This is a genomic window from Streptococcus oralis (genome assembly GCF_003943385.1).
In the GTDB taxonomy this organism is placed as follows: domain Bacteria; phylum Bacillota; class Bacilli; order Lactobacillales; family Streptococcaceae; genus Streptococcus; species Streptococcus oralis_CA.
Genome location: NZ_RJPI01000002.1, coordinates 56,518 through 81,443, shown reverse-complemented (window position 1 = coordinate 81,443; position 24,926 = coordinate 56,518). Strand labels below are relative to the sequence as shown.

Genomic DNA, 24,926 nt, shown 5'->3' with positions numbered 1-24,926 from the left:
AACATGGCCTTACCAACTGTTGCCATTGTGGGACGTCCCAATGTTGGGAAATCAACCCTATTTAACCGAATCGCTGGTGAGCGAATCTCAATTGTAGAAGATGTTGAGGGTGTGACACGTGACCGTATCTATGCAACGGGTGAGTGGCTCAACCGTTCTTTCAGTATGATTGATACTGGAGGGATTGACGACGTCGATGCTCCCTTCATGGAGCAAATCAAACACCAGGCAGAAATTGCCATGGAAGAAGCAGATGTCATTGTTTTTGTGGTGTCTGGGAAAGAAGGAATCACAGATGCAGATGAGTACGTAGCTCGCAAACTCTATAAAACCCATAAACCTGTTATCCTTGCTGTTAATAAAGTTGACAATCCTGCGATGCGAAATGATATCTTTGATTTCTATGCGCTAGGATTGGGCGAACCGTTGCCAATTTCGTCTGTCCACGGTATCGGTACCGGTGATGTGCTGGATGCCATCGTGGAAAATCTACCACATGAAGTCGAAGAAGAAAATCCAGATGTCATTAAATTTAGCTTGATTGGCCGTCCTAACGTTGGAAAATCAAGTTTGATCAACGCTATTTTGGGAGAAGACCGCGTGATTGCTAGTCCAGTAGCTGGGACAACTCGTGATGCCATTGATACCCATTTTACAGATGCTGATGGACAAGAGTTTACCATGATTGATACAGCTGGTATGCGTAAGTCTGGTAAAGTCTACGAAAATACGGAGAAATACTCTGTCATGCGTGCCATGCGTGCCATTGACCGTTCTGACGTGGTCTTGATGGTTCTCAATGCCGAAGAAGGTATCCGTGAGTATGACAAGCGTATCGCAGGTTTCGCCCACGAAGCAGGTAAAGGAATGATCATCGTGGTCAACAAGTGGGATACCCTTGAGAAAGACAACCATACCATGAAGAAATGGGAAGAAGATATTCGTGAGCAGTTCCAATATCTGCTTTATGCACCGATTGTCTTTGTATCAGCTCTTACTAAGCAACGTCTCCACAAACTGCCTGAGATGATCAAGCAAATCAGTGAGAGTCAAAACACCCGTATCCCATCAGCTGTCTTGAACGATGTGATTATGGATGCCATTGCTATCAATCCAACACCGACAGACAAAGGAAAACGCCTTAAGATCTTCTACGCGACCCAAGTGGCAACTAAACCACCAACCTTTGTCATCTTTGTCAATGAAGAAGAACTCATGCACTTCTCTTACCTGCGTTTCTTGGAAAATCAAATCCGCAAGGCCTTCGTCTTTGAGGGAACACCGATTCACTTGATCGCAAGAAAACGGAAATAAACAAGCAAGATCTGGGAAGACATTTCCAGATCTTTTTGATAGAATGAAGTCTAAGAAAACGTTATCAAAAAGAGGTGTGTGATGGAGAAATTTTTTATATTATTGCTTTTATCACCCTACTTTTACTTTTTCCATTGGATTGAGAAGGCGGACAAAGATAGGAAATATTTTGCGTTTTTCTATTACTTTTACTGCATTTATCTCCCTTTGTGGGCTTTGTTCAGTATCGCTTTTACAATTTTTTCATTTTTAATTTTCAATATTGTCTTGAAAAATCCTGCTGATTTAACAATTTGGGGGATATGGTTCCTTTTAGTTTTTTTGTCTCTTGTGAATGACTGGAAAATATATGCCTGTTTAAAGAGAATGTTCAAGCTGAAACAAGAGAACAAAACGAGGACATCCATCAATAGCTAAAGTTTAGAGGAGGTTCCGATGTTCAAAATAAAGCAGTTCATTCATCAATACTACAAAACCTACATTCTTACGATTTGCTTGTTATGGATGCTGGTCTTTTGTCTTCCATGGGATTTGCAAATAGGAGGAGTTTCGATTTATTTCTTCATCATGAAAAAACTCTTTGTCGTCTTTGGTGTATTGGCAATCCTTTTCTCAGTACTGACTAAAAAGATGAGTCTCTTCCTCTTTGGAGTGATCTTTTGTATGGCCTTCTGGATCAATCTTTTCCTGATTTTTGGAATTTTGCCAGCTCTGCTTGGCAATTAAATATTTGTGTGAAATGTAGTCCATAAAAAGCTAAGAGGCTGACCTAGAAGTTAGCCTCTTTTCCCTGTTGAAACGCGGATTCTTTCTTGAAAATTAAGAGCAAATGTGCTAGAATTAAAAGAACATTCTAAAATATTCAGAATCTAAAGTAAGGAAAATAATGGCTAATATTTTAAAAACGATTATCGAAAATGATAAAGGAGAACTTCGTCGTCTGGAAAAGATGGCAGACAAGGTTCTCAAATATGAAGATCAGATGGCAGCCTTGACGGATGACCAGCTAAAAGCAAAAACAGATGAATTTAAGGAACGTTACAACAAGGGTGAATCGCTGGATTCATTGCTCTATGAGGCTTTTGCGGTAGTACGTGAAGCTGCCAAGCGTGTTCTTGGACTTTTCCCATATAAAGTGCAGGTCATGGGTGGGATTGTCCTCCACCATGGAGATGTGCCAGAAATGCGTACTGGTGAAGGGAAAACCTTGACTGCGACCATGCCTGTATACCTCAATGCCCTTGCAGGTGAAGGGGTTCACGTAGTAACGGTCAACGAGTATCTAACCGAACGTGATGCGACTGAGATGGGTGAATTGTACTCATGGCTTGGTTTATCAGTAGGGATCAACTTGGCTGCGAAGTCACCAATGGAGAAGAAAGAAGCCTATCTCTGTGATATTACCTATTCGACTAACTCAGAAATTGGTTTCGACTACCTTCGTGACAACATGGTTGTTCGGGCAGAGAACATGGTACAGCGTCCGCTCAACTATGCCTTGGTCGATGAGGTTGACTCGATCTTGATTGATGAGGCTCGTACTCCTTTAATCGTTTCAGGGGCCAATGCTGTGGAAACTAGTCAGCTGTATCATATGGCGGATCACTTTGTCAAATCTTTGGACAAAGATGACTATATCATTGACATCCAGTCTAAGACTATTGGTTTGTCTGATTCAGGGATTGACAAGGCTGAAGGCTACTTCAAGTTAGAAAATCTCTACGATATTGAAAATGTAGCTCTTACTCACTTTATCGATAATGCTCTTCGTGCCAACTACATCATGATTCTCGATATTGACTATGTGGTCAGCGAAGAGCAGGAAATCCTGATTGTCGATCAATTTACAGGTCGTACCATGGAAGGTCGCCGTTACTCTGATGGTTTGCATCAGGCGATTGAAGCCAAGGAAGGTGTGCCAATCCAAGACGAAACTAAGACTTCAGCTTCTATCACCTACCAAAACCTCTTCCGGATGTATAAGAAATTGGCAGGTATGACAGGTACTGGTAAAACAGAAGAAGAAGAATTCCGTGAAATCTATAACATTCGTGTCATCCCAATCCCAACCAACCGCCCAATCCAGCGTATCGACCATTCAGACCTTCTCTATGCAAGTCTTGATGCAAAATTCAAGGCCGTGGTTGAAGATGTGAAGGCACGTTATCAAAAGGGTCAGCCGGTCTTGGTAGGTACAGTTGCCGTTGAAACGAGTGATTTCCTTTCTAAGAAATTGGTCGAAGCAGGTGTTCCTCACGAAGTCTTGAATGCAAAAAACCACTACAGAGAAGCTCAAATCATCATGAATGCTGGTCAGCGTGGTGCGATTACCATCGCAACCAATATGGCCGGTCGTGGTACCGATATCAAGCTTGGCGAAGGAGTTCGTGAACTTGGTGGACTTTGTGTCATTGGTACAGAACGTCATGAGAGCCGCCGGATTGATAATCAGCTTCGTGGACGTTCAGGACGTCAAGGAGATCCAGGTGAGTCGCAATTCTATTTGTCTCTTGAAGATGATTTGATGAAACGTTTCGGTTCAGAGCGTTTGAAAGGTATCTTTGAACGACTCAACATGTCTGACGAAGCCATTGAATCCCGTATGTTAACGCGTCAAGTGGAAGCGGCTCAAAAACGTGTTGAGGGGAATAACTACGATACACGTAAACAGGTTCTTCAATACGACGACGTTATGCGTGAACAACGTGAGATTATCTATGCACAACGTTATGATGTCATTACTGCCGACCGTGACTTGGCACCTGAGATTCATGCTATGATCCGCCGTACCATTGGACGAATCGTAGATGCACATGCTCGTTCAAAAGAAGATGAAAAATTGGAAGCAATCTTGAACTTTGCTAAGTACAACCTACTTCCAGAAGATTCAATCAGCCGCTCAGATCTTGCAGGTCTGTCAGATCAATCCATCAAAGATGAGCTGTATCAACGTGCATTGAAGGTTTATGATAGCCAAGTTGCTAAACTTCGTGATGAAGATGCAGTGAAAGAATTCCAAAAAGTCTTGATTTTACGTGTTGTAGACAACAAGTGGACAGACCATATTGATGCTCTTGATCAGTTGCGAAATGCTGTTGGTCTTCGTGGATATGCCCAAAACAACCCGGTTGTAGAATATCAAGCAGAAGGTTTCCGCATGTTTAACGACATGATCGGATCGATTGAATTCGATGTGACCCGCTTGATGATGAAAGCACAAATCCACGAACAAGAACGTCCGCAAACTGAACACAATATCAGTACAACTGCGACTCGTAATATCGCAGCGCAGCAGACTCAGCTTCCAAAAGATGTGGACTTGAGCCAAATCGGACGAAACGACCAATGTCCATGTGGATCTGGTAAAAAATTCAAGAACTGTCATGGTAAGAGACAATAATATGTGATAAGATACAGGCGGATACCTGGTGAAAATACATTTTTGCTTGGTGTCCGTTTGCTTTATAAGGAGATGAATCATGGTATTTACAGCTAAAAGTCCTAAAATTAACATTGAAGAAGTTCGCGCCTTGTCTAAATTAGAAGGAGTGGCTCTTGCGAGAAAAAACCGACGTGATCAGGAATTGGAAGCCATCGTCCGTGGGGAAGACCAGCGTATTCTCTTGGTGATTGGACCATGTTCATCTGATAATGAAGAGGCAGTCCTCGAGTATGCCAAGCGCTTGTCTGACTTACAAGAAGAAGTCAAAGACCGCATTTTTATGGTCATGCGAGTCTATACAGCCAAACCTCGTACCAATGGAGATGGCTATAAGGGCTTGATTCATCAACCAAATGCGACAGAAGCACCTAGCTTGATCAATGGGATCAAGGCTGTTCGTCAGCTCCACTACCGTGTGATTACCGAGACTGGTATGACAACTGCTGACGAAATGCTCTACCCGGAAAATCTTCCTTTGGTGGATGATTTGATTTCTTATATGGCTGTTGGAGCTCGTTCAGTCGAGGACCAGCAACACCGTTTTGTAGCGAGTGGAGCAGATTTTTCAACAGGATTTAAAAATCCAACATCTGGAAATCTCAATGTCATGTTTAATGGGATTTATGCAGCGCAAAATAAACAGAGTTTTCTCTTTCTCGGTAAAGAGGTGGAAACAACAGGGAATCCTTTGTCCCACGCCATTCTTCGCGGTGCATTGAACGAATACGGGAAAAATATTCCTAACTACTATTATGACAATCTGATGGATACCATTGATCAGTATGAAAAGATGGGCTTAGAAAATCCCTTTATCGTCATCGATACCAATCATGACAATTCAGGCAAGCAGTACATGGACCAAATCCGTATCGTTCGTCAGACATTAATCAACCGTGACTGGAATGAGAAAATCAAAAAATACGTTCGAGGTTTTATGATTGAGTCCTATCTGGAAGATGGACGGCAAAATGAACCTGAAGTTTTTGGCAAGTCTATCACGGACCCTTGCCTAGGATGGGACAATACGGAAGCACTTGTTCGCGAAATCTACCAAACGCTAGGAGAGTAAGATGGCATTTATCGAAAAAGGTCAAGAAATTGATATTGAAGCAATCAAGGCTGCGACCCAGTTGTCACCTGAAGCCTTGCGAAAGAAAGAAGCCCGCGATAGAGAGCTGGCAGCCATCATCTCAGGTGAGGATGACCGCATCCTTTTGGTGATGGGGCCTTGCTCTTCAGACAATGAAGAAGCAGTGCTTGAATATGCTCGTCGCTTAGCAGACTTGCAGAAAAAAGTTGCGGATAAAATTTTTATCGTGATGCGTGTCTATACGGCTAAACCTCGTACCAATGGAGATGGCTATAAGGGCATGATTCATCAACCAAATACTAGCGAAGCGCCTAGTCTCATCAATGGTTTGCAGGCTGTTCGTCAGCTACACTACCGTGTGATTACCGAAACTGGATTGACGACAGCTGATGAGATGCTTTATCCGTCAAATCTCGTTTTGGTTGATGATCTGGTCAGCTACCATGCTGTAGGGGCTCGTTCAGTGGAAGACCAGGAACACCGCTTTGTAGCCTCTGGGATTGATGCTCCGGTTGGGATGAAAAATCCAACATCTGGGAACCTTGGGGTTATGTTTAATGCCATCTATGCGGCTCAAAACAAGCAAACCTTCCTTTACCATGGCCAAGAAGTGGAAACTTCAGGAAATCCTTTGGCCCACGTTATCCTTCGTGGCGCTATGAACGAATATGGTAAAAATGAACCCAATTTTTACTATGAAACCCTCTTAAATGCCATCAATCGCTATGAGACTATGGGACTTGAAAATCCCTTTATTATCATCGATACCAATCATGACAATTCGGGCAAGCAGTATATGGAACAAATTCGCATTGTTCGTCAAGCCTTGCTGAATCGTGACTGGAATGAAAAGATTAAAAAGACGGTTCGAGGCTTTATGATCGAATCTTACCTAGCAGACGGTCGCCAAAATCAACCAGAGGTTTTTGGTTGCTCCATAACTGACCCTTGTCTAGGTTGGGAAAATACAGTAGCCTTGGTAGAAGAAATTTATACTACCTTAACAAAATAAGTGAAAAGGATGGAGTTGGGGGAATCTCAACTCCTTTTGTGAGTATGATAGTTGGACACGGAATTGACATCGAAGAATTGGCTTCGATAGAAAACGCAGTTACACGACGTGAGGGCTTTGCCAAGCGCGTGCTGACCGCTAAAGAAATGGAGCGCTTTACCAGTCTCAAAGGGCGCAGACAGATCGAATACTTGGCAGGTCGTTGGTCGGCTAAGGAGGCCTTTTCCAAGGCTATGGGAACTGGTATTGGTAAACTGACCTTTCAGGATCTGGAAGTTTTGAATAATGAACGAGGGGCTCCCTATTTTAGTCAGGCACCATTTTCAGGAAAAATTTGGCTGTCAATCAGCCATACAGATCAGTTTGTGACAGCCAGTGTCATTTTGGAGGAAAATCATGAAAGCTAGTCCGCATAGACCAACCAAGGCTCTGATATATCTGGGAGCCATTCGACAAAATATTCAGCAAATGGGGGCTCATATCCCTGAAGGAACGCTCAAGTGGGCAGTGGTCAAGGCCAATGCCTACGGACATGGTGCAGTAGCTGTTGCGACGGCTATCCAGGATGATGTCGACGGTTTTTGCGTTTCTAATATTGATGAAGCTATTGAACTCAGACAGGCTGGACTCAGCAAGAAAATTCTCATTTTAGGAATTTCTGAAATAGAAGCTGTTGCTCTTGCTAAAGAATATGACATCACCTTGACTGTGGCTGGACTGGAATGGATTCAAGCACTGTTAGACAAGGAAGCAGATTTAACTGGCTTGACTGTCCATCTCAAGATTGATTCAGGGATGGGACGAATTGGTTTTAGAGAAGCCCGTGAAGCTGATCTGGCTCAAGACTTGCTCCAACAACATGGCGCTCGCGTTGAGGGGATTTTTACCCACTTTGCTACTGCAGATGAAGAATCAGATGCCTATTTTAATACCCAGTTAGAACGATTTAAAACTATTTTGACGAGTATGAAGGATGTTCCAGAGTTGGTTCATGCCAGCAACTCGGCAACGACCCTCTGGCATGCAGAGACTATTTTCAATGCCGTCCGTATGGGAGATGCCATGTATGGTCTCAATCCTAGCGGAGATGTCTTAGACTTACCTTATGCCTTGACACCAGCCTTGAGTTTGGAGTCTGCTCTAGTTCATGTCAAGACAGTTCCAGCTGGAGCTTGCATGGGCTATGGAGCCACCTATCAGGCGGATAACGAGCAAGTCATTGCGACGGTGCCAATCGGCTATGCGGATGGTTGGACACGAGATATGCAGAATTTCTCCGTTTTAGTAGATGGGCAAGCTTGCCAAATCGTCGGGCGGGTTTCTATGGATCAAATCACTATTCGTCTGCCTAAGGTTTACCCGCTAGGAACAAAAGTAACCCTGATCGGCACAAACGGTGACAAGGAAATCACAGCAACTCAGGTAGCGACCTACCGTGGAACCATTAACTATGAGGTGGTTTGCCTCCTCAGCGACCGCATTCCGAGAGAATATTATTAAAAAAAGAAAGGAGTGGAGCATGAATCTACATCAACCCTTGCATGTCTTGCCTGGTGTGGGACCAAAGTCAGCCGAGAAATACGCCAAACTAGGAATTGAAAACTTGCAAGACCTCTTGCTCTACTTTCCTTTCCGTTACGAAGACTTCAAGACCAAGCAGGTATTGGAATTGGAAGATGGGGAGAAGGCGGTTCTGTCTGGTCAGGTAGTCACTCCTGCCAGTGTCCAGTATTATGGCTTTAAGCGCAATCGCCTGCGTTTTAGCCTCAAGCAGGGAGAAGTCGTTTTTGCGGTGAATTTCTTTAACCAACCCTACCTAGCTGATAAGATAGAGTTGGGAGCAACCCTTGCTGTCTTTGGAAAATGGGACCGTGCCAAGGCCAGTCTGACAGGGATGAAGGTCCTGGCTCAGGTGGAAGATGACCTCCAGCCTGTCTATCGTCTGGCTCAGGGAATCAGTCAGGCCAGCCTGGTCAAGGTCATCAAGACGGCCTTTGATCAGGGGCTGGACCTCTTGATTGAGGAAAATCTTCCCCAGTCTTTGCTGGATAAATACAAACTCATGTCCCGCTGTCAGGCAGTTCGTGCTATGCATTTTCCTAAGGATTTGGCAGAATACAAGCAGGCCCTTCGCCGCATCAAGTTTGAGGAACTCTTTTACTTTCAAATGCAGTTACAGACGCTCAAGTCTGAAAATAGAGTTCAGGGAAGCGGTCTGGTTCTGAATTGGTCTAAGGAAAAGGTGACAGCTGCTAAAGAAAATCTGCCTTTTTCTCTGACCCCAGCTCAGGAAAAGAGTTTGCGGGAAATATTGGCCGACATGAAGTCGGACCACCACATGAATCGTCTCCTGCAAGGAGATGTAGGGAGCGGAAAGACAGTGGTTGCTGGTTTGACCATGTTTGCGGCGGTGACAGCTGGCTATCAGACAGCCCTCATGGTGCCAACAGAGATTCTAGCAGAGCAACACTTTGAGAGTCTACAGAACCTTTTTCCAGACTTAAAACTCGCTCTCTTGACAGGTTCCTTGAAAGCTGCAGAGAAGAGAGAAGTCTTGGAGACTATTGCCAAGGGTGAGGCTGATTTGATTATCGGAACCCATGCTCTGATTCAAGATGGGGTGGATTATGCTCGCCTTGGTTTGATTATCATCGATGAGCAGCACCGTTTTGGTGTGGGGCAAAGGCGTATTTTACGGGAAAAAGGCGACAATCCAGATGTCCTCATGATGACGGCGACACCAATTCCACGGACGCTTGCTATCACAGCCTTTGGTGATATGGATGTTTCCATTATTGACCAGATGCCAGCAGGGCGGAAGCCTATTGTGACTCGCTGGATTAAGCATGAACAGCTGCCTCAGGTCTTGACTTGGTTAGAGGGAGAAGTTCAAAAAGGTTCTCAAGCCTATGTCATCTCTCCCTTGATTGAAGAATCTGAAGCTCTGGATCTGAAAAATGCCATTGCCTTATCTGAGGAGTTGGCAGCTCATTTTGCCGGCAAGGCTGAAGTAGCTCTTTTACATGGTAAGATGAAGAGTGACGAAAAAGACCAGATCATGCAGGATTTTAAAGAGAGAAAAACGGATATTCTGGTTTCGACGACGGTTATCGAGGTTGGGGTTAATGTTCCCAATGCGACCGTCATGATTATCATGGATGCCGATCGCTTCGGTCTCAGTCAGCTTCACCAGCTCAGAGGTCGTGTTGGTCGGGGGGACAAGCAGTCCTATGCTGTTCTCGTTGCCAATCCCAAGACGGATTCTGGGAAAGACCGCATGCGCATCATGACAGAAACCACCAATGGATTTGTCTTGGCCGAAGAAGATTTGAAAATGCGTGGTTCTGGTGAAATTTTTGGAACCAGACAGTCAGGACTCCCAGAGTTTCAAGTGGCTGATATTATCGAAGATTTTCCGATTTTAGAAGAAGCCAGAAAGGTTGCCAGCTACATTAGTTCTATAGAAGGTTGGCGAGAGGACCCAGAATGGCGTATGATCGCTCTTCACCTAGAGAAGAGAGAACATCTGGATTAAGCCTTTTCTAAGAAATCTATAAGCTAGCTTTTAGGTTTGGGTCTTATACTAGAGTCATCAAAAAGAAACGAGGACTTTCTCATGACTATTAAAGTAACCTACCAAAAGAAATTCCAAACTGTCAAACAAGAGAAAGGAGCTAGCACCTATTGATACACAAAGAGCGGAAACGCTCTTTTTATTTTTAAAACTACTTTCAGACGATAGGTTTGAGGAAAGAGAATCTAAAATCACTTTCTATTTAGCATTCTTTCTTGCATTGCTTTCCTAGATATGCTACAGTTGTGATAACGATTACAAAACTAAAGGAGCATGCTATGAAAAATCCAGCTTTGTTAGAAGAAATTAAGACTTATAAAGGACGGGATGAGGTTCCAGAAGACTTTGATGCTTTCTGGGATGAGGAATTAAAAAAAGTTTCCACTCTTCCAGCCTACCAGTTGGAGGAAAGAGATTTCCACATTCCCCGAGTCAAGTGCTTTGAGCTCACTTTTGAGGGAACTAATGAAGGCAAGGTCTATGCACGCGTCGTCCTTCCAAAGACTGAGGGGAAAGTTCCCCTAATTTTCCATTTCCATGGCTATATGGGACGTGGCTGGGATTGGGCTGACATGCTGGCCTATACTGTGGCTGGTTACGGTGTTGTTTCCATGGATGTGCGGGGCCAGTCGGGCTATTCGCAAGACGGCTTGCGTTCTCCACTAGGAAATACTGTGAAGGGGCATATCATCCGTGGTGCTGTGGAAGGTCGGGACCACCTCTTTTATAAGGATGTCTATCTGGATATTTACCAGTTGGTTGAAATTGTTGCCAGTCTGCCTCAGGTAGATGAGGAAAGACTTTCTAGCTATGGTGCTTCACAAGGAGGGGCTTTAGCTCTGGTTGCAGCAGCGCTCAATCCTCGAATTCAGAAAACAGTTGCCATCTATCCTTTCTTGTCAGACTTTAGACGGGTGCTTGAGATTGGTAATACCAGTGAAGCCTATGATGAACTCTTCCGTTATTTTAAGTTTCACGATCCCTTCCATGAAACAGAGGAGGAAATCATGGCGACCCTTGCCTATATCGATGTGAAAAATCTTGCCCATCGTATCAAGGGTGAGGTCAAGATGATTACGGGCTTGGATGATGACGTCTGCTATCCTATTACCCAGTTTGCGATTTACAATCGTCTGACTTGCGACAAGACCTATCGCATCATGCCAGAGTATGCTCACGAAGCCATGAATGTTTTTGTCAATGACCAAGTCTACAACTGGCTCTGTGGCAGTGAGATTCCTTTTTCCTATGTAAAAAAATAAGTTTAAGAGAGCCTTGAGCTCCCTTTTTGTTTTCCAAAATCGAAAAGTACTTTCAGGAAATTTGAAATATTAAAATAGTTTTAAAAGTAGAATCTATTCTATATCATTTAGCTATAAAGTTCAGAGTTTATTGTATAATAAGGGAAAGACATTGTGCGAAAGGAGGAAACTTTCCGCTGTTTGGTCAGAGAGTAAGAGCAGTGGACGTTTGAAGAATGGGAGGTCTCATTCAGTCGGTTACTTTCTTTTTACTTGTTTAGTTGGAGGAACTAAAAATTTTAAGAAAAAAAGAAAGCGCTTTATTTACGGAGAATATGAAAGGTAAAAATATGAAGTATAGGGATTTTGATCGGAAACAGCGATACGGCATTCGAAAATTTGCAGTTGGGGCGGCATCTGTAGTGATTGGTACAGTGGTATTTGGAGCAAATCCAGTCTTAGCTCAAGAGCAAGCCAATGCAGCAGGGGCCAATACAGAAACTGTCGAACCTGGTCAAGGTTTATCAGAATTGCCAAAAGAAGCGTCCTCGGGAGATCTTGCTCATTTGGATAAGGATTTGGCTGGTAAATTGGCAGCAGCTCAAGACAACGGCGTTGAGGTGGACCAAGAACACTTGAAAAAAAATGAGAGTGCAGAATCAGAAACTCCATCCTCTACGGAAACCCCTGCAGAAGAAGCAAATAAGGAAGAGGAATCAGAGGATCAGGGTGCTATTCCTCGTGACTATTACTCAAGAGATTTAAAAAATGCCAATCCTGTCCTTGAAAAAGAAGATGTTGAAACCAATGTGGCAAATGGTCAGAGAGTTGATTTATCAAGTGAACTAGATAAACTAAAGCAACTAAAAAATGCTACAGTTCACATGGAGTTCAAACCAGATGCATCAGCTCCACGCTTTTACAATCTCTTCTCTGTATCCAGTGACACCAAGGAAAATGAGTACTTTACTATGTCGGTCCTTGATAATACAGCTCTTATTGAAGGGCGTGGCGCTAACGGAGAGCAGTTCTATGATAAGTATACAGATGCTCCTTTGAAAGTTCGCCCAGGACAATGGAATTCCGTGACCTTTACTGTCGAACAACCGACAGCGGAGTTACCTCATGGTCGAGTTCGTCTCTATGTGAACGGTGTCTTATCTCGAACAAGTCTCAAATCTGGTAACTTTATCAAAGATATGCCAGATGTTAATCAAGCTCAACTTGGAGCAACCAAACGGGGCAAGAAAACAGCTTGGGCATCAAACCTACAAGTTCGAAACCTAACTGTTTACGATCGTGCTTTAAGCCCAGATGAAGTTCAAACACGAAGTCAATTATTTGAAAGAGGTGAATTGGAACAGAAACTTCCTGAGGGAGCAAAAGTTACTGAGAAAGAAGACGTCTTTGAAGGTGGTAGGAACAATCAACCAAATAAAGATGGTATCAAGAGTTATCGTATCCCAGCTCTTCTCAAGACAGATAAAGGAACGCTGATTGCAGGAACGGATGAAAGACGTTTGCACCATTCTGACTGGGGAGATATTGGGATGGTTGTTCGTCGCAGCTCAGATAATGGGAAAACATGGGGAGACCGAATTGTAATCTCAAATCCTCGTGACAATGAGCACGCTAAACATGCAGATTGGCCATCTCCAGTTAATATTGATATGGCCTTGGTGCAAGACCCTGAAACAAAGAGAATTTTTGCAATTTACGACATGTTCCTTGAAAGTAAGGCAGTATTTTCATTGCCAGGGCAAGCTCCGAAAGCTTATGAACAAGTGGGAGATAAAGTTTATCAAGTTTTATATAAGCAAGGAGAATCAGGTCGCTATACGATTCGAGAAAACGGAGAGGTTTTCGACCCTCAAAATAGAAAGACAGATTATCGTGTTGTCGTTGACCCTAAAAAACCAGCCTACAGCGATAAGGGAGATTTGTATAAAGGGAATGAGCTAATCGGAAATATTTATTTTGAGTATAGCGAGAAGAATATTTTTAGAGTTTCCAATACCAACTATCTATGGATGTCCTACAGTGATGACGATGGGAAGACTTGGTCTGCACCAAAAGATATTACTCATGGGATTCGGAAAGATTGGATGCACTTCCTAGGAACTGGACCTGGTACGGGGATTGCCTTGCGTACAGGACCTCATAAGGGAAGACTGGTGATTCCAGTTTATACAACAAACAACGTTTCCTACCTAAGTGGTTCTCAATCATCTCGTGTAATTTACTCAGATGATCATGGTGAAACATGGCAAGCAGGGGAAGCAGTTAATGATAACCGTCCAGTAGGCAACCAAACCATTCACTCTTCAACCATGAATAATCCAGGCGCCCAAAATACGGAGTCAACTGTTGTTCAGTTGAATAATGGGGATCTCAAGCTCTTTATGCGTGGGTTGACTGGTGATCTTCAGGTTGCGACCAGTCATGATGGGGGAGCAACGTGGGATAAGGAAATCAAACGTTATCCTCAAGTAAAAGACGTTTATGTTCAAATGTCCGCTATTCACACCATGCATGAAGGCAAGGAATACATTCTACTCAGCAATGCTGGTGGTCCTGGACGCAACAATGGTTTGGTTCACCTAGCTCGTGTTGAGGAGAATGGTGAGTTGACATGGCTGAAACACAATCCTATACAAAGTGGTAAGTTTGCTTACAACTCACTCCAAGAACTCGGAAATGGCGAATATGGTTTGCTTTATGAGCATGCGGATGGCAATCAAAACGATTATACTTTATCCTATAAGAAATTCAACTGGGATTTCTTAAGCAAAGACAGAATTTCTCCTAAAGAAGCAAAAGTAAAATATGCTATTCAAAAATGGCCAGGTATTATTGCCATGGAGTTTGATTCGGAAGTATTGGTCAACAAGGCTCCTACCCTTCAGTTGGCAAATGGTAAAACAGCAACCTTTATGACCCAGTACGATACAAAAACTCTCCTATTCACAATAGACCCAGAGGATATGGGTCAAAGGATTACAGGTCTAGCCGAGGGTGCAATTGAAAGCATGCACAATTTACCAGTTTCTTTAGCTGGCTCTAAACTAAGCGATGGTATTAATGGCAGTGAAGCTGCTATCCATGAGGTGCCGGAGTACACAGGTGGTGTCAATGCAGAGGAAGCAACGGTTCATGAAGTTCCGGAGTATACAGGTCCAATGGCAACAGTAGGTGAAGAAGCAGCTCCAACGGTTGAAAAACCTGAATTCACAGGTGGTGTCAATGCAGAGGAAACCCCAGTGGCAGAGATACCAGAGTACACTGGACCATTGGCAACAGTAGGTGAAGAACCAGCTCCAACAGTAGAAAAAACAGAATTCACTGGTGGAGTCAATGCTGTTGAGGCAGCAGTCCATGAACTTCCAGAGTTCAAGGGTGGAGTCAATGCAGTTCTAGCAGCCTCAAACGAGCTTCCTGAATATAGAGGAGGTGCTAACTTTGTCTTGGCAGCTTCAAATGACCTGCCAGAGTATAAGGGTGGTGTCAATGGTGCTGAAGCAGCAGTCCTTGAAGTTCCAGAGTACACAGGCCCACTAGGGACAGCGGGCGAAGAGTCAGCCCCAACAGTCGAAAAGCCAGAATACACAGGCGGAGTTAATGCTGTTGAGGCCGCAGTTCATGAAGTCCCAGAGTATACAGACCCATTAGGCACAGCGGGTGAAGAGGCCGCTCCGACAGTTGAAAAGCCAGAATTTACAGGCGGGGTTAATGCTGTTGAGGCCACAGTACATGAACTCCCTGAGTACACAGGTGGCGTGAATGCAGCCGATGCAGCTGTACATGAAATTGCAGAATATAAGGGAGCTGATTCGCTTGTAACTCTTGCTGCAGAAGATTATACTTACAAAGCTCCTCTTGCTCAGCAGACACTTCCTGATACAGGGAACAAGGAGAGTAGCCTCCTTGCCTCACTAGGATTAACAGCTTTCTTCCTTAGCTTGTTTGCAATGGGGAAAAAGAGAGAAGAATAAGAGAATAATTCTAATCATTTTACTTTGTAAAAATAGAAGGAGATAGCAGGTTTTTCCGCCTGCTATCTTTTTCTTTCGAGTTGAGGTGTGCTAATAAGAAATTCTAAGATGTCTGAAACTACTTTCAGGATAGTCTGTTCTATAAAATAGTTTTGAAACTGAAATCTATTCCACTACAAACTATTGAAAGCGCTTAACAAATGATATATAATAAGCCCATAAGAACAAGAAAGGGAGGAAAGAGGATGCCACAGATCAGCAAAGAAGCCTTGATTGAACAAATCAAAGATGGAATCATTGTCTCTTGCCAGGCACTTCCTCACGAACCGCTTTATACAGAAGCGGGAGGAGTCATTCCCTTGCTAGTCAAAGCGGCTGAGCAAGGAGGAGCAGTTGGTATCCGAGCAAACAGTGTTCGCGATATCAAGGAGATCAAGGAGGTTACAAAACTCCCGATTATCGGGATTATCAAACGTGACTATCCGCCGCAGGAGCCATTCATTACAGCTACTATGAAAGAAGTTGATGAACTGGCTGAACTAGACATTGAGGTCATTGCTCTGGATTGTACCAAACGTGAACGTTATGATGGTTTGGAAATTCAGGACTTTATCCGACAAGTCAAAGAAAAATATCCACATCAACTCTTGATGGCTGATACCAGTACTTTTGAAGAAGGAATTGCAGCAGTTGAAGCAGGTGTTGATTTTGTTGGAACAACTCTATCAGGTTATACTTCTTATAGTCCGAAAGTAGATGGTCCAGACTTTGAACTAATAAAAAAACTCTGCGATGCCGGTGTGGATGTCATAGCTGAAGGAAAAATTCATACACCAGAACAAGCCAAACAAATCCTTGAATATGGGGTACGAGGCATTGTTGTCGGTGGAGCTATTACTAGACCAAAAGAGATTACGGAACGCTTTGTTGCCGGTCTTAAATAATACAATCTCAAAACAGAGGAGAGTGGTCGATGCGTCAAATGAAATGAAAACGTATACAAATAGAAGCTTACTCACTATCCAATATGGACACGCTTAACAATTAGGAGAATACAAATGAAATTTAGAAAACTAGCTTGTACAGTACTTGCAGGTGCTGCGATTCTTGGCCTTGCTGCTTGTGGTAACTCTGGTGGAAGTAAAGATGCTGGAAAATCAGGAAGCGATAGCGGAAAAACAGAAATCACTTGGTGGGCATTCCCAGTCTTCACTCAAGAAAAAACTGGTGACGGTGTTGGAACTTATGAAAAATCAATCATCGAAGCTTTTGAAAAAGCAAATCCAGATGTAAAAGTGAAATTGGAAACCATCGACTTCAAGTCAGGACCTGAAAAAATCACAACAGCCATCGAAGCAGGAACAGCGCCAGACGTACTCTTTGACGCACCAGGACGGATCATCCAATACGGTAAAAATGGTAAATTGGCTGAGTTGAACGATCTCTTCACAGACGAATTCGTCAAAGATGTCAACAACGAAAACATCGTACAAGCAAGTAAGGCTGGAGACAAAGCTTACATGTATCCAATCAGTTCAGCTCCATTCTACATGGCTATGAACAAGAAAATGTTGGAAGATGCTGGAGTTGCAAACCTTGTAAAAGAAGGTTGGACAACTGATGACTTTGAAAAAGTTTTGAAAGCGCTTAAAGATAAAGGCTATACACCAGGTTCATTGTTCAGTTCTGGTCAAGGGGGAGACCAAGGAACACGTGCCTTCGTTGCAAACCTTTATGGCGGTTCTGTAACAGACAAAGACGTAACCAAATATACAACAGACGATCCTAAATTCGTCAAAGGTCTTGAAAAAGCTGCTAGCTGGATTAAAGACGGTTTGTTGAACAACGGTTCACAATTTGACGGTGGAGCAGATATCCAAAACTTTGCCAACGGTCAAACTTCATACACAATCCTTTGGGCACCAGCTCAAAACGGTATCCAAGCGAAACTCTTGGAAGCAAGTAAGGTAGATGTGGTAGAAGTACCATTCCCATCAGACTCAGGTAAACCATCTCTTGAATACCTTGTAAACGGATTTGCAGTATTTAACAACAAAGACGACAAGAAAGTCGCAGCTGCTAAGAAATTCGTTCAATTCATCGCAGATGACAAAGAATGGGGTCCTAAAGACGTAGTTCGTACAGGTGCCTTCCCAGTTCGTACTTCATTTGGCAAACTTTATGAAGACAAACGTATGGAAACAATCAGTGGCTGGACTAAATACTACTCACCATACTACAATACTATCGATGGATTTGCTGAAATGAGAACACTTTGGTTCCCAATGTTGCAATCTGTATCAAATGGTGACGAAAAACCAGCGGATGCTTTGAAAGCCTTCACTGAAAAAGCTAACGAAACAATCAAAAAAGCTACAAAACAATAAGCACTAAGTCAGATTGATTCCCCCCTTTTCCCTGTGCACTATGGTGTAAGAAAAGGGGGACTTTTGTTTGAAATGGTAGGAACTGTCACGAAATTAAAATGAAGTTCTTACATAAGCGAATCTTAAAAAATTTCATTTTGGTTTTAAAACAGTTCAAGAAAATCAAAAACTATTCTATTTGAAAGAGAGGTGCCGACTGTGAAAGTCAATAAAATTCGTATGCGGGAAACAGTGATTTCCTACGCTTTCCTAGCACCAGTGTTATTCTTCTTTGTCATCTTTGTCTTGGCTCCTATGATTATGGGATTCATTACAAGTTTCTTTAACTACTCCATGACGAAATTTGAGTTTGTGGGCTTGGACAACTACATTCGCATGTTTAAAGACCCTGTCTTTATGAAGTCTTTGATCAATACCGTTATCCTGGTTATCGGATCTGTTCCGATTGTGGTTCTCTTCTCGCTCTTTGTAGCATCTCAAACCTATCATCAAAATGCGATTGCCCGTTCTTTCTATCGTTTCGTCTTCTTCCTTCCTGTAGTTACAGGTAGTGTTGCCGTAACGGTTGTATGGAAATGGATCTATGACCCACTATCAGGGATTCTTAACTTTGTCCTTAAGTCAAGCCATGTCATCAGCCAAAACATTTCTTGGCTGGGTGACAAAAACTGGGCTTTGCTAGCGATTATGATCATCCTTTTGACAACATCTGTTGGTCAACCGATTATCCTCTATATCGCTGCCATGGGGAATATTGACAACTCACTTGTTGAAGCGGCGCGTGTTGACGGTGCGACTGAGTTCCAAGTGTTCTGGAAGATCAAATGGCCTAGCCTTCTTCCAACAACTCTTTACATCGCGATTATTACGACTATCAACTCATTCCAATGTTTCGCCTTGATTCAGCTCTTGACTTCTGGTGGTCCAAACTACTCAACAAGTACCTTGATGTACTACCTTTACGAAAAAGCCTTCCAATTGACAGAGTATGGCTATGCAAACACTATCGGTGTCTTCTTGGCAGTGATGATTGCCATTGTCAGCTTTGCTCAATTCAAGATCCTCGGAAACGACGTAGAATACTAAAGAAAGGAGACAGTTATGCAATCTACACAAAAGAAACCCTTAACAGCTTTTACTGTTATTTCAACGATTATCTTGCTCTTGTTGACCGTACTGTTCATCTTTCCATTCTACTGGATCTTGACAGGGGCCTTCAAATCACAGCCTGATACCATTATGATTCCGCCACAGTGGTTCCCTAAAATGCCAACCATGGAGAACTTCCAACAACTCATGGTGCAAAACCCTGCTATGCAGTGGATGTGGAACTCTGTATTTATCTCACTGGTAACCATGTTTCTAGTGTGTGCAACCTCTTCTCTAGCAGGTTATGTCTTGGCTAAAAAACGTTTCTATGGTCAGCGCATCCTCTTTGCAGTCTTTATCGCTGCCATGGCTCTTCCAAAACAAGTTGTCCTTGTTCCATTGGTACGTATCGTCAACTTCATGGGAATTCACGATACTCTTTGGGCAGTTATCCTGCCTTTGATTGGATGGCCATTCGGGGTCTTCCTCATGAAACAGTTCAGTGAAAATATTCCAACAGAATTGCTTGAATCAGCCAAAATCGACGGTTGTGGTGAAATTCGTACTTTCTGGAGCGTAGCCTTCCCTATTGTGAAGCCAGGATTTGCAGCCCTTGCAATCTTTACCTTCATCAATACTTGGAACGACTACTTCATGCAGTTGGTTATGTTGACTTCACGTCAAAACTTGACTATCTCACTTGGGGTTGCGACCATGCAGGCCGAAATGGCAACCAACTATGGTTTGATCATGGCTGGTGCGGCTCTTGCAGCCGTGCCAATCGTAACCGTCTTCCTTGTCTTCCAAAAATCCTTCACTCAAGGGATTACTATGGGAGCGGTTAAAGGATAATACTCTGCGAAAATCGAATTCAAACTACTTCAGCATCACCTTGCCATACTTAAGTATGGCCTGCGATTAGCTTCTTAGTTTGTTCTTCGATTTTCATTGAGTATAAGAGAATACAGAGTTATAAGTGTCTACAAAATGGAGAGTATACAGTTACTTCGTGAAGTTTTGTCAGACACTTATAAACTTAAGAGTGAACTCTTTTCATGATACTAGTTAGAGTAGGTTCGTTTTATGGTGGCTATTTCCCGCTTTTAGTGGTATCTAAGATAAGCATCTTACGCTTATCTTAGACGGAATTTTTGAGACTGACGATGAAAGAGCAAAAGGCTCAAAAATTAGGAATGAAATACCGAAGGAATTTGCTTCCGTCCGCACTATTACAGGGAAATAGAGAAAGGAACATTCGAAACTGAAAAATAGTAACTATCAGAAACGAAGGAAACAGTATGATTTTTGACGATTTGAAAAACATCGCCTTTTACAAGGGAATCCATCCCAATCTAGACAAGGCTATCGACTATCTCTACCAACACCGTAAGGATTCTTTCGAACTCGGTAAGTATGAGATTGACGGGGACAAGGTCTTTCTAGTTGTTCAGGAAAATGTCCTCAATCAAGCTGAAAATGATCAATTTGAGCATCATAAGAACTATGCAGACTTGCATTTGCTGGTAGAAGGACATGAATATTCGAGCTACGGTTCACGTATCAAAGACGAAGCGGTAGCATTCGACGAAGCGAGCGACATTGGCTTTGTCCATTGTCATGAACGCTACCCACTATTGTTGGGTTATCACAATTTTGCTATTTTCTTCCCAGGAGAACCGCACCAGCCAAATGGCTACGCAGGGATGGAAGAAAAGGTTCGCAAATATCTCTTTAAAATTTTGATTGATTAAAAGAATCAGGAGGAGCAAACATGGCACAAAAAGGAGTAAGCCTTATCAAGGCAGCATTTGATACAGATAATTTTCTCATGCGTTTCAGTGAGAAGGTCTTGGATATCGTGACAGTCAATCTTCTTTTTGTCGTCTCTTGTTTGCCCATCGTGACGATTGGAGTGGCAAAAATCAGCCTCTATGAAACCATGTTTGAGATTAAGAGAAGCAGACGGGTACCAGTATTTAGAACTTATCTAAGAGCTTTCAAGCAAAATCTGAAACTGGGGCTTCAGTTGGGTCTGTTAGAGTTAGGCATTGTGTCATTAAGCCTTCTAGACCTCTATCTCTTCTGGGGACAGACTGCTTTGCATTTCCAGATTGTGAAAGCTATATGTTTGGGGATTCTCATCTTCCTCACTCTCGTGATGCTGGCTAGTTATCCCATCGCTGCCCGCTATGATCTGTCTTGGAAAGAAGTGCTGCAAAAAGGGCTTATCTTGGCAAGTTTTAACTTTCCATGGTTCTTCCTCATGTTAGCCATTCTCTTTCTTATTGTGATGGTTCTTTATCTGTCCGCCTTCACTCTCCTTTTGGGCGGATCGGCCTTTATCCTCTTTGGTTTTGGTTTGCTGGTCTTTCTCCAAGCAGGTTTGATGGAGAAAATTTTCACCAAATACCAGTAGGATGAGGTGTTTCTGAAACTACTTTCAATCGTTACAGTTTCTAAAATACAAGTAGAAACTAAAATCTAAGTGTATACAAGATATTGAAAGCGATTTTCACAAGGTGTATACTAAACTTGTAAAAAATAGAACTGCTCTTAGCAGAAAAAAGAAATCTTAGGAGAAAATCTATGTCAGATTTGAAAAAATACGAAGGTGTCATTCCAGCCTTCTACGCATGTTATGATGATCAAGGAGAAGTCAGCCCAGAGCGTACGCGTGCCTTGGTTCAATACTTCATTGATAAGGGAGTTCAAGGTCTCTATGTCAATGGTTCTTCTGGTGAATGTATCTACCAAAGTGTAGAGGACCGCAAGTTGATTTTGGAAGAAGTCATGGCAGTTGCCAAAGGGAAATTGACCATCATCGCTCACGTAGCTTGCAACAATACCAAAGATAGTATGGAACTTGCTTGCCACGCAGAAAGCTTGGGAGTAGATGCTATTGCAACGATTCCACCGATTTACTTCCGCTTGCCAGAATACTCAGTTGCCAAATACTGGAATGACATTAGTGCTGCAGCACCAAACACAGACTACGTGATTTATAACATTCCTCAGTTGGCAGGTGTTGCTTTGACTTCAAGCCTCTACACAGAAATGTTGAAGAATCCACGTGTTATTGGTGTTAAGAACTCTTCTATGCCAGTTCAAGATATCCAAACCTTTGTCAGCCTTGGTGGAGAAGACCACATTGTCTTTAACGGTCCAGATGAACAGTTCCTAGGTGGACGCCTCATGGGTGCTAAGGCTGGTATCGGTGGTACTTATGGCGCGATGCCAGAACTCTTCTTGAAACTCAATGAGTTGATTGCTGAGAAAGATTTGGAAACAGCGCGTGAATTGCAATACGCTATCAATGCAATCATTGGCAAACTCACTTCTGCACATGGAAATATGTACGGTGTCATCAAAGAAGTATTGAAAATCAATGAAGGTTTGAACATTGGTTCAGTTCGTTCACCATTGACGCCAGTGACGGAAGAAGATCGACCAGTTGTAGAAGCAGCTGCAGCCTTGATTCGTGAAACCAAGGAGCGCTTCCTCTAATCCATAAGGAGGTATTTATGACACACTACGTTGCAATTGATATCGGTGGAACCAATATCAAATATGGTTTGATTGACCAAGAAGGCCAACTTGTTGAATCGCATGAAATGCCAACTGAGGCGCAAAAGGGTGGACCCCATATCTTACAAAAGACAAAAGATATCGTAGCCAGCTATTTAGAAAAAGGCCCAGTAGCAGGTGTTGCCATTTCTTCTGCAGGGATGGTGGATCCTGATAAGGGTGAGATTTTCTACGCTGGACCTCAGATTCCCAACTATGCGGGAACCCAGTTCAAGAAGGAAATCGAGACGAGTTTTGCGATTCCTTGTGAGATTGAAAATGATGTCAACTGTGCAGGTCTTGCTGAGGCAGTATCTGGTTCAGGTAAGGGAGCGAGTGTCACACTTTGCTTGACCATTGGAACTGGTATCGGTGGTTGCTTGATTATGGATGGGAAAGTCTTCCATGGATTTAGCAATTCGGCCTGCGAAGTTGGTTACATGCACATGCAGGATGGAGCTTTTCAGGATCTTGCTTCTACGACAGCCTTGGTTGAGTATGTAGCAACAGCTCACGGTGATCCAGTTGATCAGTGGAATGGCCGACGCATTTTCAAGGAAGCTACTGAAGGAAACAAGATTTGTATGGCTGGTATTGACCGCATGGTAGACTACCTTGGGAAAGGTCTGGCAAATATTTGCTACGTTGCCAATCCAGAAGTGGTCATTCTCGGTGGCGGGATCATGGGGCAAGAGGCTATCCTCAAACCGAAGATCCGCACAGCCTTGAAGGCGGCCTTGGTGCCAAGCCTAGCTGAAAAAACACGATTAGAATTTGCCCATCACCAAAATACAGCAGGGATGTTGGGAGCCTATTATCATTTCAAAACAAAACAATCCTAGTTTGGAACTATAGAATTAAGAAGAACTTTTAATCACTACTTGAGTGAAAAATGTTTTGCTTAATTCTTTTTTTATTGAAAAATTTGAGCGAAAGGAGGTAATCGTGAGAAACTAGGAGAAAATAACCGCCTTTTATGAAAGGTTAAGGCGAGAGCAATTCTATTATCAATTTAACTAGTGTTTAGCTTGAGTAAATGAGAAAATGTGGAAAAGTGATATAATGAAATGGACGATTATTTGACAAATTAGAAGTTGTAGCGGTGAGAAAAATGTAATGGTAGCACATCCAGCTTAAATCGAAATAGTATCAAATTACGAGGAGATTATCAGATGAACGATTATATAAAATGTAATCAAGATAGGTGGAATAATGTCAAAAATGCCTATACTGAGCCATTGACACATGAAGAATTAGAAGAAGTTAGAAAACATCCAATTGCTGTTGCCTTAACTGTTGGGAACAAAGTTCCGAAAGAATGGTTTGAAAAAACCAGGGGGAAAAAGATATTAGGGTTAGCTTGTGGTGGTGGACAGCAGAGTCCAGTTTTTGCTCTAAAAGGTTATGATGTCACCATCATGGATTTTTCTAAATCACAATTAGAAAGAGATGAGCTGGTTGCTAAAAGAGAAGGCTTAAAAATCAATACAGTTCAAAGCGATATGACAAAACCATTTCCATTTGAAAATGAAACTTTTGATATTGTTTTTAATCCGGTTTCAAATGTATATATAGAAGATTTAGAAAACATGTATAAAGAAGCCTCTCGAGTATTGAAAAAGGGCGGTTTGTTAATGGTCGGATTTATGAATCCTTGGATATACATGTATGATGCTGACACTGTATGGGATAAACCCGATGAGGAATTGCTTTTAAAGTTCTCACTGCCTTTTAATTCAAGAGAGCTTGAAGAGGAAGGCAAAATCACCATCAATCCAGAATATGGATATGAATTTAGCCATACCTTAGAATCTCAGATTAGAGGACAACTTAAAAATGGTCTCGCTATGATTGATTTTTATGAATCGTGTGACAAAAGACATCGATTATCACATTATGGAAATGACTACATCGCTACACTCTGCATTAAACTATAATCTTATAGAACGTACTTCTGAAGAATAGCTCATTTTATTTTCCTGAAGGGTTAAAATCTAAATCTCAGTTTGTCGAAGTAAAACAATTAAATAAAAGTATAGAGAGGAAGTAAAAGCAGATAGTCGATACTTCCTTTTTTGTTGACAAAAATTAAAAAACGGAAAGGAGGATTTATGGAAGAACTGAAAAACACGATTAGAATTTGCCTATCAACAAAATATCGTAGGTGTGTTGTATGTTTATTTTCATTGGTTATCAAAACAAAACAATCCTAGCTTGGCTG

At 42.5% G+C, this 24,926-nt stretch carries 20 protein-coding genes; all 20 read left to right on the top strand.

All coding sequences use genetic code 11. From position 1 onward, the window contains the following. Positions 1-3: 3 nt before the first annotated feature. The 20 genes from der (at position 4) to D8803_RS02040 (ending at position 24,642) form a co-directional block, all read left to right on the top strand. Positions 4-1,314, top strand: a complete 1,311-nt coding sequence (gene der / locus D8803_RS02140) for a ribosome biogenesis GTPase Der (protein WP_131200094.1) — start codon at positions 4-6, stop codon at positions 1,312-1,314. 81 nt (positions 1,315-1,395) lie between these two features. Next, positions 1,396-1,731, top strand: a complete 336-nt coding sequence (locus D8803_RS09775) for a hypothetical protein (RefSeq protein ID WP_223805041.1) — start codon at positions 1,396-1,398, stop codon at positions 1,729-1,731. An 18-nt stretch (positions 1,732-1,749) separates the two neighbouring features. Next, complete coding sequence (locus tag D8803_RS02130) at positions 1,750-2,040, top strand: hypothetical protein (RefSeq protein WP_131200092.1); 291 nt, start codon at positions 1,750-1,752, stop codon at positions 2,038-2,040. Positions 2,041-2,200: 160 nt separating this feature from the next. Beyond that, on the top strand, positions 2,201-4,714 hold the full coding sequence (gene secA, locus D8803_RS02125) for a preprotein translocase subunit SecA (protein WP_131200091.1): 2,514 nt from the start codon (positions 2,201-2,203) through the stop codon (positions 4,712-4,714). 79 nt (positions 4,715-4,793) lie between these two features. Further along, a complete protein-coding gene (locus tag D8803_RS02120) occupies positions 4,794-5,825 on the top strand; it encodes a 3-deoxy-7-phosphoheptulonate synthase (RefSeq protein ID WP_131200090.1) in 1,032 nt (343 codons plus the stop codon). Position 5,826: 1 nt separating this feature from the next. Continuing rightward, entirely contained in the window at positions 5,827-6,858 is a 1,032-nt protein-coding gene (locus D8803_RS02115; RefSeq protein WP_000864028.1) for a 3-deoxy-7-phosphoheptulonate synthase, read from the top strand. 44 nt (positions 6,859-6,902) lie between these two features. Continuing rightward, positions 6,903-7,265: a holo-ACP synthase gene (gene acpS, locus D8803_RS02110; protein WP_131200089.1), complete on the top strand. Its 363-nt coding sequence runs from the start codon at positions 6,903-6,905 to the stop codon at positions 7,263-7,265. Then, positions 7,255-8,358 carry an alanine racemase gene (gene alr, locus D8803_RS02105; protein WP_131200088.1) on the top strand — a complete coding sequence of 368 codons (1,104 nt, stop codon included), beginning with the start codon at positions 7,255-7,257 and terminating at the stop codon, positions 8,356-8,358. The genes acpS and alr overlap by 11 nt, the downstream gene beginning before the upstream one ends. Then, a complete protein-coding gene (gene recG, locus D8803_RS02100) occupies positions 8,309-10,393 on the top strand; it encodes an ATP-dependent DNA helicase RecG (protein WP_223326970.1) in 2,085 nt (694 codons plus the stop codon). Before alr ends, recG begins: the two co-directional genes overlap by 50 nt. Positions 10,394-10,710: 317 nt before the next feature. Next, positions 10,711-11,694 carry an acetylxylan esterase gene (locus tag D8803_RS02090; RefSeq protein ID WP_084948966.1) on the top strand — a complete coding sequence of 328 codons (984 nt, stop codon included), beginning with the start codon at positions 10,711-10,713 and terminating at the stop codon, positions 11,692-11,694. A gap of 329 nt (positions 11,695-12,023) precedes the next feature. After that, positions 12,024-15,665, top strand: coding sequence for an SIALI-17 repeat-containing surface protein (locus D8803_RS02085; RefSeq protein WP_131200087.1), 3,642 nt, complete (start codon positions 12,024-12,026; stop codon positions 15,663-15,665). Between the two features lie 245 nt (positions 15,666-15,910). After that, positions 15,911-16,609, top strand: a complete 699-nt coding sequence (locus D8803_RS02080; protein WP_084874430.1) for an N-acetylmannosamine-6-phosphate 2-epimerase — start codon at positions 15,911-15,913, stop codon at positions 16,607-16,609. A 114-nt stretch (positions 16,610-16,723) separates the two neighbouring features. Next, the gene (locus D8803_RS02075) at positions 16,724-18,052 is read left to right on the top strand and encodes an ABC transporter substrate-binding protein (protein ID WP_131200086.1); all 1,329 of its coding nucleotides are present in this window, start codon (positions 16,724-16,726) and stop codon (positions 18,050-18,052) included. Positions 18,053-18,271: 219 nt separating this feature from the next. Next, complete coding sequence (locus D8803_RS02070) at positions 18,272-19,138, top strand: carbohydrate ABC transporter permease (protein WP_162183266.1); 867 nt, start codon at positions 18,272-18,274, stop codon at positions 19,136-19,138. Between the two features lie 15 nt (positions 19,139-19,153). Then, positions 19,154-19,993 carry a carbohydrate ABC transporter permease gene (locus tag D8803_RS02065; protein ID WP_070696207.1) on the top strand — a complete coding sequence of 280 codons (840 nt, stop codon included), beginning with the start codon at positions 19,154-19,156 and terminating at the stop codon, positions 19,991-19,993. A 446-nt stretch (positions 19,994-20,439) separates the two neighbouring features. Beyond that, on the top strand, positions 20,440-20,892 hold the full coding sequence (locus D8803_RS02060) for a YhcH/YjgK/YiaL family protein (RefSeq protein WP_000575430.1): 453 nt from the start codon (positions 20,440-20,442) through the stop codon (positions 20,890-20,892). A 20-nt stretch (positions 20,893-20,912) separates the two neighbouring features. Then, a complete protein-coding gene (locus tag D8803_RS02055) occupies positions 20,913-21,557 on the top strand; it encodes a YesL family protein (protein WP_131200085.1) in 645 nt (214 codons plus the stop codon). A 170-nt stretch (positions 21,558-21,727) separates the two neighbouring features. Continuing rightward, a complete protein-coding gene (locus D8803_RS02050; RefSeq protein ID WP_131200084.1) occupies positions 21,728-22,645 on the top strand; it encodes a dihydrodipicolinate synthase family protein in 918 nt (305 codons plus the stop codon). A gap of 17 nt (positions 22,646-22,662) precedes the next feature. Beyond that, positions 22,663-23,547 carry an ROK family protein gene (locus tag D8803_RS02045; protein ID WP_131200083.1) on the top strand — a complete coding sequence of 295 codons (885 nt, stop codon included), beginning with the start codon at positions 22,663-22,665 and terminating at the stop codon, positions 23,545-23,547. A 330-nt stretch (positions 23,548-23,877) separates the two neighbouring features. Then, positions 23,878-24,642 (top strand): class I SAM-dependent methyltransferase, encoded by a 765-nt coding sequence (locus D8803_RS02040; RefSeq protein WP_131200082.1) that lies wholly within the window; start codon positions 23,878-23,880, stop codon positions 24,640-24,642. Positions 24,643-24,926: the final 284 nt, after the last annotated feature.

Coding starts and splice junctions, on each gene's coding strand:
- der (WP_131200094.1), top strand. CDS start 4: ATGGCCTTACCAACTGTTGCCATTGTGGGACGTCCCAATGTTGGGAAA.
- D8803_RS09775 (WP_223805041.1), top strand. CDS start 1,396: ATGGAGAAATTTTTTATATTATTGCTTTTATCACCCTACTTTTACTTT.
- D8803_RS02130 (WP_131200092.1), top strand. CDS start 1,750: ATGTTCAAAATAAAGCAGTTCATTCATCAATACTACAAAACCTACATT.
- secA (WP_131200091.1), top strand. CDS start 2,201: ATGGCTAATATTTTAAAAACGATTATCGAAAATGATAAAGGAGAACTT.
- D8803_RS02120 (WP_131200090.1), top strand. CDS start 4,794: ATGGTATTTACAGCTAAAAGTCCTAAAATTAACATTGAAGAAGTTCGC.
- D8803_RS02115 (WP_000864028.1), top strand. CDS start 5,827: ATGGCATTTATCGAAAAAGGTCAAGAAATTGATATTGAAGCAATCAAG.
- acpS (WP_131200089.1), top strand. CDS start 6,903: ATGATAGTTGGACACGGAATTGACATCGAAGAATTGGCTTCGATAGAA.
- alr (WP_131200088.1), top strand. CDS start 7,255: ATGAAAGCTAGTCCGCATAGACCAACCAAGGCTCTGATATATCTGGGA.
- recG (WP_223326970.1), top strand. CDS start 8,309: ATGAGGTGGTTTGCCTCCTCAGCGACCGCATTCCGAGAGAATATTATT.
- D8803_RS02090 (WP_084948966.1), top strand. CDS start 10,711: ATGAAAAATCCAGCTTTGTTAGAAGAAATTAAGACTTATAAAGGACGG.
- D8803_RS02085 (WP_131200087.1), top strand. CDS start 12,024: ATGAAGTATAGGGATTTTGATCGGAAACAGCGATACGGCATTCGAAAA.
- D8803_RS02080 (WP_084874430.1), top strand. CDS start 15,911: ATGCCACAGATCAGCAAAGAAGCCTTGATTGAACAAATCAAAGATGGA.
- D8803_RS02075 (WP_131200086.1), top strand. CDS start 16,724: ATGAAATTTAGAAAACTAGCTTGTACAGTACTTGCAGGTGCTGCGATT.
- D8803_RS02070 (WP_162183266.1), top strand. CDS start 18,272: ATGCGGGAAACAGTGATTTCCTACGCTTTCCTAGCACCAGTGTTATTC.
- D8803_RS02065 (WP_070696207.1), top strand. CDS start 19,154: ATGCAATCTACACAAAAGAAACCCTTAACAGCTTTTACTGTTATTTCA.
- D8803_RS02060 (WP_000575430.1), top strand. CDS start 20,440: ATGATTTTTGACGATTTGAAAAACATCGCCTTTTACAAGGGAATCCAT.
- D8803_RS02055 (WP_131200085.1), top strand. CDS start 20,913: ATGGCACAAAAAGGAGTAAGCCTTATCAAGGCAGCATTTGATACAGAT.
- D8803_RS02050 (WP_131200084.1), top strand. CDS start 21,728: ATGTCAGATTTGAAAAAATACGAAGGTGTCATTCCAGCCTTCTACGCA.
- D8803_RS02045 (WP_131200083.1), top strand. CDS start 22,663: ATGACACACTACGTTGCAATTGATATCGGTGGAACCAATATCAAATAT.
- D8803_RS02040 (WP_131200082.1), top strand. CDS start 23,878: ATGAACGATTATATAAAATGTAATCAAGATAGGTGGAATAATGTCAAA.